We start from the raw sequence: 11,733 nt of genomic DNA, 5'->3' as shown, positions 1-11,733 counted from the left end.
GCTATGATAGCCGGGTATAGGAGGAGGTGGCGTGATGCGAAAACTCATTCGACTTGCAATTGTTGCAGCCGCGCTCGCCCTGTTGACCCCAGCCTTTGCGGCCGCTGATCCCATTGTCGGCGTTTGGAAAACCGAACCGGACCGAAAAAACCTGATCTCGCATATCAAGATATCGGCCTGCGGAGACAAGTTCTGCGGCCAGATCCAGTCGGCCTATGATGAGTCAGGAAAAGAGGTGCAGACCCCGAATATCGGCAAAAAGCTGTTCTGGGACGTGGCGAGCGAAGGGGGTGGCAAATACGGCGGCGGGGATTTCTGGATACCCATGGTCAATGTGGACGTCGCGCCACAGATCACGCTGAACGGAGATACCCTGAGTGTAAGCGGCTGTGACCACGCGATATGCGGGCACCAGACTTGGACTCGTTTGTCCAAGTAAAAGTAAGGAAGCGGTTGCCGGATTGTGAATTCCGTCAGTGACCAGCCTGATCGTGGACGATTTTCGTTTGCCCAACGGCATCTTCCGGCTATCACAAGTGGCACCAACCGTTTCGTGTTGGAAAACACATCAGGGAAACACCAAATGAAGAAATTGTTTGCTGCGCCGCTCGTTCTGGCGTCGCTTTTCGCGTCGACCGCATCTGCCGAGGATCTTGTATTTCTGCTGGCCAATGAAAGTAGCGTCGATCTGGTCGAATTCAATGTCTCCCCAAGCGCGTCGGACAATTGGGAATCGAACTTGCTCGGCGGTGATTATATTGCACCGGGATACGAGGCGGATGTTTTGATCGCTGACGGTTTGGACACCTGTGTTTATGATATTCGTGGCGGATTTTCTGATGGATCCTCTGCCGAAGAATTTGGCTTGGATCTATGCGATCTGGGCGAGTACGTTTTCACCGACTAAGTCGGTTTTAAGCGGAAAATGGCGAGCCTTCGGGCTCGCCATTCTTTATTCAGCGGCTTTCAGCGGTGCCCCCGGCGGATGTTTCGGCTTTTTGGCATTCGCGGATGCAGCTTCAGTTTCGTCGTCCCAGACAACCTCGGTCGCCTGTGCCTGACGTGCCGCCTTGCCGATTGCCATGTCCTTCGCAATCTGGCTGGAACGGCCTGCAGTGGCGCGCGCCAGAACCTTGCCCAGCCACACCGCGTATGTTGAGACCCACACGCGCAGAGCCAGGAGCGAAGGTGTCACGATCAGTGTCAGGACCGTCGCAATACCCAGCCCGAACACAACAGCCGTGGCCAGTTGCTTCCACCACAGAGCCGTCGGGCTGTTGATCGAGTAGCCGCCATTGATGAAGTCCAGCGAAAGCCCAAACATCATCGGTGTCAGACCGGCCATTGTCGTCAGGGTGGTTAGCAGAACCGGGCGAATACGCGCTTCGGCGGTGCGAACGATCGCTTCGATCCGGGGCATGTAGCGGCTGTATTCCTGATAGGTGTCGATCAGAACGATGTTGTTGTTCACCACGATTCCTGCCAGCGCCACGATGCCCGTCCCGGTCATGATGATCGAGAAGGGCTGCTGCATGACGATCATTCCGATCAAAACCCCGGTGGTCGACAAAACCACCGCCAGCAGCACCAGAACTGAGTTATACAGCGAGTTGAACTGCGCCAGCAGGATCACAAACATCAGCCCCAGTGCGCCCATGAACGCGTTCATCAGGAAGGCCCCGGATTCCTCCTGATCTTCCTGATCACCGGTCCATTCCCAGCTGATTGCGTTCGAAAACGGCCCGGTATCCAACCATTCGGTTAGCACTGCAATTCGCTCATTTGGATTGACCAACGCAAACCGCGCGTCGCCGCTGTCGATAGCAGTGCGCAGGTCATCGATGCCGTCAGACCCGGTCAGTTGGAACAATTCGTAAGCCCTGCCGTCCGGGCTGGTGACAGTTGCTCCGCTGGGTTCGGCGTCTTCTTCTATAGTACGCACGACAGCCAGACGTTGTTCAGTTCCGTCCGTACCATCGACAACGACCTTGGACAGGCCCGGTTCGACATCCGCCTTCACGTCGTAATACCGCTGTTGGTCGATACGGTTGATCTCGGCCAGTTTGGCAACCGGCTGGCGAGTGACGAAGTTAGACAGGGGTACGAGGCCGTCGGGAGTTCGTACTTTCAAAGAGTCCAGCGTTGACAGCACCCTGTCTTCCTCGGGCAGGCGGACGCGGATTTCGACCTCTTCATCGGTGTTGTCCGGTCGCATCTCACCCAAAAGAATACCGCGCGTGACCAATTGCACCATCGCGCCGACGGTCGCAACGTCAGCTCCAAAGCGACCTGCTTTGGCGACATCCACGTCGATCTGCCAGTCAATACCGGGCAGGGGCATGGTGTCTTCGATCTTGATCAGACCGGGGGTCTCGTCGAACACAGCCCGCGCGGATTCGGCGGCGGCGGTCAATTCTTCCCAACCGTCACCCTTGATACGCAAGTGTACAGGCTTGGCCGATGCCGGCCCCTGTTCCAATGGCAGGATTTCCACGATGAAACCGGGGAGCTTGGCAAGTTCTGCGTTCAATTCATCCAGAACGAAGTCACCATCATACTCGGGATTGATTATCTGCCGTTCGAACAGGCCAAAGAAAATGGGCTCAGAAACGTTCGGTCGGTCTTCCCAAGGGGTAATTTCGAATTGCACACGTCCCACAGTGTCGGCTGGTGCCTCGGCACCACCGTTATTTTGGTTCAGCCCCCCTTCTCCGGCAAAGGCAAACACATTGGTAACAGCCGGATGCGCGCTGATCACCTCTTCGGCGGCCAAAACCATCGCGTCTTTTTCCTGCAGCGACAGGTTGCCCCGTGCCCGGACATAGGCCGTGGCCTGCTCCGGTTCGGTTTCGACGAAAAATTCGACGCCACGGTTGTTGTTCATGAAATATGTCATGACACTCATGACACACAGTGCAACGACAGCAATCGAAACCACAGGCATAATCGGATTGCCAACCAGGAACTTGACCAAGTAGCCGAATGGAGTGTGCTCGCGCGCGGTATGGACGCGTTCTTCGCGGTGGCGTTCGATCTTGGCTGCGCTCAGGGTCACCGATCCGGAAAAGCCGCCGAAAACGAACAGCGCAGCCCCTAGGGCGACCGACCAAAAGCCCCCACCCGAAGTCAGATATGTCGGGTTGATCAGCTGCATCGCGCCCAGAAAGATCATGTACAGTGACGGCGGAACCAGCACGGCACGCACCCACCAAGGGGCGACGCTCCGCAACCAGTTTGAGGCATGATCGAAGGTTCGGCTGAGGCGACCCGAAACGCCACCCACGACGGGCAAGTAGATCAGGGCCACGATTAGTGACGAAGACAGTACGAAGATAAGCGTGATCGGCAGCATCTTCATGAACTCGCCCGGCACACCGGGCCAGAACAGCATCGGGAGGAAGGCGCACAACGTTGTCGCGGTGGACGAGACGATAGGCCAGAACATCCGCTGCGCTGCCTCGACATAGGCGTGCATCGGACCGATGCCCTCTTTGATGCGCTTGTCGGCGTATTCCACCACGACGATTGCACCATCAACCAGCATCCCCACTGCCAGAATCAACCCGAACATCACCATGTTTGAGATGCTGACCCCCATGATCGCCAGGAACGCAAAGCTCAGAAGGAATGAGGTCGGGATGGCAAAGCCCACCAGCAGCGCCGCACGCGTTCCCAGCGCCGCCAGAACCACGATCATCACCAGCGCAATGGCGGTCAGGACCGAGCCCTCAAGCTGGCGTACCATCGAATCGACGATGCGGCTCTGATCGTTTGAGGTGCCGACATCGACGGCCGCCTGCAGTTCGGCGGGCCATTTTTCCTGAGCGGAGGCGAGAGTTTCCTTCACTTGCGCCACGGTGTCGATCAGGTTGAAACCTTTGCGCTTGACCACCTGCAAGGCCACTGTGGATTCGTTGTCGAACCGGGCGGTGCCTTCGCGATCCTCGAAAGTATAGTTAATCTGGGCCAGCTCACCCATGGTCACGACGCGGTCGCCGTTAACCTTGACCGGCAGGCTGTAGACATCCTCGGCGGTTTTGAATGAGGACGGGATTTTGACCGAGAATGCACCCTGTGCGGTTTCAACCTCACCCGCTGCGATCAACTGGTTATTGTTTTGTACAACGTTGATCAGTTCATCGGCCGAGACATTGTAGGCCTCAAGCCGGAGAGGATCGATGATGACCTCAAGCAACTCGTCGCGATTGCCTGCGATTCCGGCCTCAAGCACCGAATCCAGCGCTTCCAGGTCATCCTGCAAGTCTTTGGCAATGCGCGCCATTGTGCGTTCGGGAACAGCACCGGTCAGGTTGACAATGACAATAGGGAACTCGGAAAAATTGATTTCGTACAGCGAATACTGCTCAGCGTCTTCTGGGAAATCGGCCTGCGCGCTGTTCATTGCGTCGCGCACATCCGCCATGACCGCTGTCTTGTCCCAGCCGAACTCAAACTCTAGCGCGATGCCGGCATAACCTTCGGCGGCAGTGGCGGTCATTTCCTTTAGGCCGTCCAGATCCGCCAGTTCGGTTTCCATCGGCTTGATCAGCAGATTCTCGGAGTCTTCGGCGGAAATGCCCGGGAATTGAACCGAAACGAAGAGAGCCGGGATTTCAATATCTGGCTCACCTTCTTTTGGCAGGCCGACATAAGCAAACCCACCGGCAATTAGCGAGATCGCGATGAAGGCCAAAACCATTCGGGCCCTGTCGGCGGCCCATCCTACCAATCCCGTCATTGCGCAGCTTCCCGATATGTGGGCTTGACCATGACGCCCTGAGTCACAAATTCCTGCCCCACAACGATGACGTCTGTCGTTTCAGGTAGCCCGTCGATCCAGACGCCCTCGGCGGTGTCACGCAACAATCGAATGGGCATGAAGTCGACAATGTTACCAGCGCCAACGGTGCGGACGCCAACCTGACCTTCGTTGTTTAGCGTCAGGGCTGATTGCGGCAACAGATGTGCCTTTGCGCCTTCTGCTGCGATGCGAATATCGGCGGTTTGACCGTCGCGAATAGTCAGATCTTGGTTCGGAACAGTGATCTCGACTTCAAAGGTACGTGTCGTCTCATCAGCTGATCGGCTCAGGAACGTGACGCGGCCGGCAACCTCAAGGCCTGTAACAAGCCGCGCTGAAGCTTCCGAGCCAACAATGACTTTGTTCACATCGACCTCTGGAACGAAACCGACCAGCTTGATCGGATCCAGTTGAATGACAGTGGCACACAGCGAGCCGGGCTGCATCAGGCTGCCTAGTTCCGCGGTATCGCTTTCCAGAAGCCCTTTGAACGGGGCTTCGATGGTCTGGCGGTCGATCTCTCGCTGGGCGGCCTTAACTTCGGCAATGGCAGCCTCAATCCCCGCTCGCGTGGCTTCCAGACCCGCTTCGGCGGTTTTCACACCGGCCTCGGCCGAGCGCATTGCGGCCTCGCTGGAAATCCGGCGCGTTTCCGATCCGAACCCGGTTTCTGACAGTTTCTGCGCGGCCGTCAGATTGATCTGCGCCTCGGCAACCAGGGCATGAGCCTCCTCCAGGCGGGCTTCGGCCTCGGGGATACGGCTTTCTGCTTCAAGTCGCGCAGCTTCGGCCTCGGCTAGGCTGGCGGGGCGGGTGCCGGGGTCCAATTCGCACAGCAGGTCGCCTGCTTCGACAAATGTGCCCTTGCGCTTGGGTTCCGAAACGACGGTTGAGGTCGTCTCGGCCAAAACCTCGACCTGACGATTGGCCTTGGTTTGCCCGCGCAACAACACGGCACTGTCGATTTCCCGGGCGGTTGACCTTAGGGCAACCACGCCGATGGCTTTCTGATCTAACGTCGAGCCATCTGTGGTTTCCGTATTTGCCGCCGAGTCCTCTTCAGAGTTGCCGCGCCCGGCGAAAGCAAATAGCGCGTCCCGTTCAAAGACCAGAAAGAACAGTGCAGCAATCACCAAAAGCGCATTCGCGAATGAAATCAAACGCATAAAGAGACTCTCCTAGAATTCCTCGCCGATTGTCCTTCGGCGTGTATGTCTGAAAATGGGGTCAGACACATATCATTTCTACACTAAACTGGATAGTTCGGATCACTTTTTTGCGCAAGGACAGCGTGTCGCGGTGAAAATGCGCGAAATCCGGCCCTTGGCTTGGCAAAGAGGGCGGGGTATGACATGGCGCCATACAACAGGTTACAGCCCGGGGAGCAGGGATGAGCGACACCGACAGTTTCATTGATGAGGTGACCGAAGAGGTCCGCCGCGACCGTCTGTTCCTGCTGCTGCGCCGCTGGGGCTGGGTAGGGGTTCTGGCCGTGATCCTGATCGTAGGCGGTGCCGCCTTTAATGAGATCCGCAAGGCTCGTACCACCAGCGCTGCGGAAAAACTGGGCGATGAGATTCTGAGCGCGCTGACACAAAATGACTCGGCTGAACGCGCGGCCAGCTTGGCAAGCATCGACGCGGCCACGCCCGGTGGCGATGCCGTTCTGAACATGCTGCTGTCCTCGTCGCAGATTGAGGCCGGATCCCGCGAAGACGCCGTGAACAGCCTGAACGCCGTTGCAGTGCAGGGCGAGCTGCCAGAGATTTATCGCGCCATTGCCGCCTTCAAGGCGCTGCTGCTGCAAAGCGACACCCTGCCGGTCGCCGACCGCCGTCAGCAATTCGAAGCACTGGCTGCACCGGGCGCACCCCTGCGGTTGTTGGCCGAAGAACAGCTGGCTCTGATCGACATTTCCGAGGGCAACACCGACGCAGCGATCGAGCGGCTGCAGGCGATGCGTCAGGACGCAGAGATCGGCGTGGATCTTCAGCAGCGTGCTGCACAGTTGATTGTCGCGCTTGGCGGCGAACCGGAACCGTTGGTGGCCCGGCAGGGCTGACCCGGCGGCGGATAAAATGACAGGCGAGTTCGGAGTAGTATGGTGACAAGTCTTTTCTCCCGCGTTGGATTGTCGGTTGCGGCGCTATCGCTGACAGCGCTTGCCGCCTGTGAAGAGCCCGAAGTTATCCTGCCCGGTCCCCGCGAGGATATCCGTCCGACCGCCAACAACGAAGCCATTGAAACCCGTGGCTCGAAACCCATTAGCGTGCCAGCACAGAAGGCGAACGCCAACTGGTCTCAGAGCGCCGGAACGCCAGCCTATCGCACTAACAACGCTGCGCTGCGCGCAACGCCACAGCGCATCTGGTCCACCTCTATCGGTGACGGAGATTCGCGGAAGCGGCGCATTACCGCCGAACCCGTTGTTGCTGGTGGTCTGATCTACACGCTTGATGCCGGTGCAACCGTTTCCGCAGTTACACCGCAGGGGCAGGTGGCCTGGAGTACGAACCTTATCCCGCCCAGTGACGGTGACTCGGACGCGACTGGGGGAGGGTTGGCCTATGCCAATGGTGTTCTCTATGTTTCGTCGGGCTTTGGCCGCCTGACGGCGCTGGATGCCAAGTCAGGTGGGATCAAATGGCAAAAACGCCTGAATGCTACGGGCAGCGGGGCGCCTCTGGTCAATGACGGCATCCTGTATCTGGTCGCGGGTGACGAGACCGGTTGGGCTGTGAACACCAAGGATGGCCGTATCGCCTGGCAAATTCAGGGTACTCCCAGTGTAGGGAACGTACTCGGCGCGCCGGCTCCGGTCATCGCGTCTGATTTTTCGGTTTTCGCCTTTGGTTCGGGTGACATTGCCGCGACTTTCCGCAAGGGCGGAATCAGGCGCTGGAACGCGTCGGTCGCGGGTGGACGCCGTGGGCGTGCCGCAGCGCAAATCGTAGACGTGACCGGCGGACCCATGGTTGTTGGTGACGCGATTTATATCGGCAACCACTCGGGGCGAACTGTGGCGTTTGACTCTGGTTCGGGTGAGCGGATCTGGACTGCAAACGAAGGTGCGGTTGATACGGTCTGGCCTGCGGGCAACAGCCTGTTTCTGATCAGCGACCGCAGTCAACTGGTCCGGTTGGACCGTGCCGATGGATCGATCGTCTGGGCGCAAGACCTGCCGGGTTTCGTCAAGGATAAGCCAAGACGTCGCGGCCCGATCATTGCCCATTACGGTCCGATCCTTGCTGGCGGGCGCATTGTTGTCGCGTCAAATGACGGTTACCTGCGGTTCTTCAACCCCGTGGACGGTACGTTGCTAAACAGGGTCGAGGTGCCCGGTGGTGCCACAACGGCCCCCGTCGTGGCGGGTCAGACGCTGTACGTCGTATCGTCCAAAGGTGATCTACACGCTTTCCGTTGACGACAAGATGCGTTAAAGGGCGCGTCTGAGTCTTGAAAGTTGAGTATCATGTCGCTGACCCTCGCCATCGTGGGGCGCCCGAATGTGGGCAAATCCACCCTGTTCAACCGCCTTGTGGGCAAACGTCTGGCTCTGGTCGACGACCAGCCCGGCGTAACGCGTGACCTGCGCGAAGGCGAAGGGCGTCTGGGCGATCTGCGTTTTACCGTCATCGACACGGCAGGTCTTGAGGATGCGACCGATGACAGCCTGCAGGGCCGGATGCGCCGTCTGACCGAGCGCGCGGTGGACATGGCTGACGTCTGCCTTTTCATGATCGACGCGCGTGTGGGTCTGACCCCCACCGATGAGATGTTCGCTGAGATTCTGCGTAAACGCTCAAAGCATGTGATCCTCGCGGCCAACAAAGCCGAGGGCAACGCGGCGGATGCCGGTGTGCTTGAGGCCTATAACCTAGGCCTTGGCGAACCCGTGCGTCTGTCGGGCGAGCACGGCGAGGGGATGACCGACCTCTACACGCAGCTGATGCCTCTGGCGGACGCTGCGGAGGAAAAGGCCGAGGAAAACGCACCTGAAACCGATATCGAACTGGATGAGGATGGCGAGGGTGAAACCCCTCTGATCACTGCAGCCAAACCGTTACAGGTGGCTGTCGTTGGGCGTCCGAATGCCGGAAAATCCACTCTGATTAATAAGATCATCGGTGAAGATCGCTTGCTGACCGGCCCCGAGGCCGGAATCACCCGTGATGCCATCAGCCTGCGGATCGACTGGGCTGATCCGGATGGCGACAGCACGCCGATGCGGATTTTCGACACGGCGGGGATGCGCAAGAAAGCCAAAGTGCAGGAGAAGCTGGAAAAGCTCTCGGTCTCTGATGGCTTGCGAGCGGTGAAATTCGCCGAGGTTGTGGTGGTTCTGTTGGACGCCGCGATTCCGTTCGAGCAGCAGGACCTGCGTATTGCCGATCTGGCCGAACGCGAAGGCCGTGCCGTTGTCGTGGCCGTGAATAAGTGGGACATCGAAGAGGATAAGCAGGAAAAGCTGCGCGATCTGAAAGAGTCGTTCGAGCGTCTGCTACCGCAACTGCGTGGTGCGCCTCTGATTACCGTGTCTGCCAAAACCGGTCGCGGGCTGGAGCGTCTGCGTGCGGCTATCCTGCGTGCCCACGACGTCTGGAACCGCCGCATCCCCACCGCAGCGCTGAACCGCTGGCTGACCGCGATGCTGGAACAGCACCCGCCGCCAGCCCCGCAGGGCCGTCGGATCAAGCTGCGTTATATGACACAGGCCAAGACCCGTCCGCCGGGATTCGTTGTCATGTGCTCGCATCCCGACAAGATGCCGGACAGCTATACGCGCTATCTGGTCAACGGATTGCGCGAAGATTTCGACATGCCAGGAACGCCAATCCGCCTGACATTGCGAGGGCAGGGCGACAAGAACCCCTATAAGGGGCGGCGTAAGAAAAACGCGGGCGCGTTGGCCAAGCATCTCAAAGGTCGCGCGTAACCGCGCCAATTTTCAGCATTTTTAGCAGAAGGGCGTGACAGCCCGGTTGCCGCAGGCTAGCATTCGCCTGTGCGCATACGTTTTTTGTGTGCACTGCTTGAATACGAGGAAGATACAGATAGTTTCGATGTGATATTAACTTGGCCAATCGTGGGGACAGGCTGAATGAATTTGCGGGAATACACGCGGCAATATGCGGTTCAGGACAATCGCCTTGCTGCGCTGAGCTATTTTGGAACGTTTGCCGTTTATTTCGCATCGCTGACACTTGCGATTATCTACGTTGACCGCTGGTATATAATGATCCCTGCGGGGATCGTTTTCGCCTTTTCCGCCGTGCGCCTTTACGTGCTGCAACACGACTGCGGCCATCATTCTCTGTTTGAAACGCGAGAGCAGAATGAATGGGCCGGGCATGGTCTCTCACCGTTCACGTTTGCCCCATTTGAGGTGATGAAGCAAAACCACAACCTGCACCACGCGGGAATCGGGAATTTGGAACACCGTGAAACCGGTGAGATTCACACGATGACCCTGCGGGAGTGGAACGCCGCGGATTGGAAAACCCGCCTGTTCTACCGCCTTTACCGCAACCCGTTCATCCTGGTTCCGGTTGGTGCTTTGTTTACATACTTCATCCGCTACCGCTGGCCTAAGAATACAGTTCGGTTCGGCGTCAAGGGTGTGCTGCTGCACAACCTGTCCATTGTAGTGTTCCTGGGCCTGCTTTACCTGATCGCGTGCACGACGGGCATTCTGGTCTGGCTGGTTTTCTCTCTGCTGGGCGGGATGCTGGGCGTGTTCCTCGTCTACCTGCAACACAACTTCGAGGACACCTATTGGGACCGCCGCCCCGACCTGGATCCGCAAATGGCGGCGCTGCAGGGTTCGTCAGCATTGGACTTCGGATGGTGGTTCGACAACGCGGTGGCCTGCATTACTCTGCACGACATTCACCATTTCAACGCGCGCATTCCGTCTTATCGGTTGCGGGCGTGTCATTATAACCTGCCGCCCGAATACACGCCGCGCCGGATCAATTTCCCCGAGGCCGTGGCGGCGCTGAATCTGAAACTTTGGGACGAGGATGCCAAGCGCCTTGTGCCATTTCCGAAAAAGGACACAACCGGTACGCTGGCGCACAGCAGTTGACAGCTTGAGGCGGCTTTGGCCGTTCATTGGCTTGCTGATTTGTATATACAGTGTATATAAGGTTGCACGCAGGGAGAAAGAAAGGACAAAGAATGACCGCAGTGACAGCAGTTAAGGGTGTGGGTGAGGCGATGGCGCAAGCGCTCAGCGCCAATGGTTTCAAGACCGCCGAAGCCATAGCCAAGGCCAGCCCCGCTGACCTTACTAAAGTGCCCCGAATTGGGACGGCGCGGGCCCCGCTTCTGATTGCTGCTGCGAAAGAAGCGATCGCTGCCAAACCAGCTGCCGCCAAAACTCCGGCCAGAAAGCCAGCAGCGACCAAACCAGCTGTTGCCAAAACTGCAGCCAGAAAACCTGCGGCTGCCAAAACTACCGCCAGAAAACCCGCGACGGCAAAGCAAGCCACTGCGAAAACAACTACCCGCTCTCCAGCGCGCAAACCGGCCACGCGCCGTGCTGCGCCGCGCAAAACTGTAGCAGCTGCAGCCGCTGAAAAACGTGCAGAAGAGGCCGCGCGCAAAGCTGCAGAAGAAGCTGCACGTAAGGCCGCCGCAGAGAAAGCTGCTGCCGAGGCCGCCGAAGCGAAAGCCCGCAAGAAGGCCAAGGCAAAAGCCAAAGCTGAAAAGGCAGCCAAAAAGCTGCAAGAGATGGAGGCCGTGTTCTCGAAGGCCAAGGACAAGGTGAAAGCCAAGTCCAAAAAGGACAAAAAGTCCAAGAAGGACGACAAGAAAAAAGATCAGAAGAAAAAAGACGACAAGAAGAAAGACAAAAGCAAGGACAAGAAGAAGCATAAGAAAAAGGCGAAGAAGTAAGCCCTCTCCGCCTTTTGGATTGTCGAACCGGT

Annotated in this window: 9 protein-coding genes; 7 read left to right on the top strand and 2 right to left on the bottom strand. The window is 58.0% G+C overall.

Features of this window, described 5'->3' with window-relative positions; all coding sequences use genetic code 11:
- Positions 1 to 34 precede the first annotated feature (34 nt).
- Positions 35 to 439 carry a DUF2147 domain-containing protein gene (locus tag GOW98_RS01370; RefSeq protein ID WP_170329264.1) on the top strand — a complete coding sequence of 135 codons (405 nt, stop codon included), beginning with the start codon at positions 35 to 37 and terminating at the stop codon, positions 437 to 439.
- 144 nt (positions 440 to 583) lie between these two features.
- Positions 584 to 907, top strand: a complete 324-nt coding sequence (locus GOW98_RS01365; RefSeq protein ID WP_170329263.1) for a hypothetical protein — start codon at positions 584 to 586, stop codon at positions 905 to 907.
- A gap of 45 nt (positions 908 to 952) precedes the next feature.
- Here the strand turns inward: GOW98_RS01365 and GOW98_RS01360 are convergent, their stop codons facing one another.
- Together GOW98_RS01360 and GOW98_RS01355 are read right to left on the bottom strand one after the other, a co-directional pair.
- Complete coding sequence (locus GOW98_RS01360) at positions 953 to 4,738, bottom strand: efflux RND transporter permease subunit (RefSeq protein WP_170329262.1); 3,786 nt, start codon at positions 4,736 to 4,738, stop codon at positions 953 to 955.
- Complete coding sequence (locus GOW98_RS01355; protein WP_170329261.1) at positions 4,735 to 5,967, bottom strand: efflux RND transporter periplasmic adaptor subunit; 1,233 nt, start codon at positions 5,965 to 5,967, stop codon at positions 4,735 to 4,737. The genes GOW98_RS01360 and GOW98_RS01355 overlap by 4 nt, the downstream gene beginning before the upstream one ends.
- Before the next feature lie 224 nt (positions 5,968 to 6,191).
- Between GOW98_RS01355 and GOW98_RS01350 the strand changes: the two genes are divergently transcribed.
- From GOW98_RS01350 to GOW98_RS01330, 5 genes are all read left to right on the top strand, one after another.
- The gene (locus GOW98_RS01350) at positions 6,192 to 6,863 is read left to right on the top strand and encodes a hypothetical protein (RefSeq protein WP_170329260.1); all 672 of its coding nucleotides are present in this window, start codon (positions 6,192 to 6,194) and stop codon (positions 6,861 to 6,863) included.
- A gap of 39 nt (positions 6,864 to 6,902) precedes the next feature.
- Positions 6,903 to 8,225, top strand: coding sequence for an outer membrane protein assembly factor BamB family protein (locus GOW98_RS01345; protein ID WP_170329259.1), 1,323 nt, complete (start codon positions 6,903 to 6,905; stop codon positions 8,223 to 8,225).
- A 48-nt stretch (positions 8,226 to 8,273) separates the two neighbouring features.
- Positions 8,274 to 9,737: a ribosome biogenesis GTPase Der gene (gene der / locus GOW98_RS01340; RefSeq protein WP_170329258.1), complete on the top strand. Its 1,464-nt coding sequence runs from the start codon at positions 8,274 to 8,276 to the stop codon at positions 9,735 to 9,737.
- A gap of 165 nt (positions 9,738 to 9,902) precedes the next feature.
- Positions 9,903 to 10,889, top strand: coding sequence for a fatty acid desaturase (locus GOW98_RS01335; protein WP_170329257.1), 987 nt, complete (start codon positions 9,903 to 9,905; stop codon positions 10,887 to 10,889).
- 92 nt (positions 10,890 to 10,981) lie between these two features.
- On the top strand, positions 10,982 to 11,701 hold the full coding sequence (locus tag GOW98_RS01330) for a helix-hairpin-helix domain-containing protein (protein WP_170329256.1): 720 nt from the start codon (positions 10,982 to 10,984) through the stop codon (positions 11,699 to 11,701).
- Positions 11,702 to 11,733: the final 32 nt, after the last annotated feature.

Source organism: Ruegeria arenilitoris, from assembly GCF_013032445.1.
GTDB classification, from domain to species: Bacteria; Pseudomonadota; Alphaproteobacteria; order Rhodobacterales; family Rhodobacteraceae; genus Ruegeria; species Ruegeria arenilitoris_F.
Note: the sequence above shows the minus strand (reverse complement) of the source record. Positions and strands in the feature narration are given on the sequence as shown.

Excerpts from the sequence above, each read along its gene's own strand:
- GOW98_RS01365 (WP_170329263.1), top strand. The coding sequence starts at position 584 with ATGAAGAAATTGTTTGCTGCGCCGCTCGTTCTGGCGTCGCTTTTCGCG.
- GOW98_RS01355 (WP_170329261.1), bottom strand. The coding sequence starts at position 5,967 with ATGCGTTTGATTTCATTCGCGAATGCGCTTTTGGTGATTGCTGCACTG.
- GOW98_RS01330 (WP_170329256.1), top strand. The coding sequence starts at position 10,982 with ATGACCGCAGTGACAGCAGTTAAGGGTGTGGGTGAGGCGATGGCGCAA.
- der (WP_170329258.1), top strand. The coding sequence starts at position 8,274 with ATGTCGCTGACCCTCGCCATCGTGGGGCGCCCGAATGTGGGCAAATCC.
- GOW98_RS01335 (WP_170329257.1), top strand. The coding sequence starts at position 9,903 with ATGAATTTGCGGGAATACACGCGGCAATATGCGGTTCAGGACAATCGC.
- GOW98_RS01345 (WP_170329259.1), top strand. The coding sequence starts at position 6,903 with ATGGTGACAAGTCTTTTCTCCCGCGTTGGATTGTCGGTTGCGGCGCTA.
- GOW98_RS01350 (WP_170329260.1), top strand. The coding sequence starts at position 6,192 with ATGAGCGACACCGACAGTTTCATTGATGAGGTGACCGAAGAGGTCCGC.
- GOW98_RS01370 (WP_170329264.1), top strand. The coding sequence starts at position 35 with ATGCGAAAACTCATTCGACTTGCAATTGTTGCAGCCGCGCTCGCCCTG.
- GOW98_RS01360 (WP_170329262.1), bottom strand. The coding sequence starts at position 4,738 with ATGACGGGATTGGTAGGATGGGCCGCCGACAGGGCCCGAATGGTTTTG.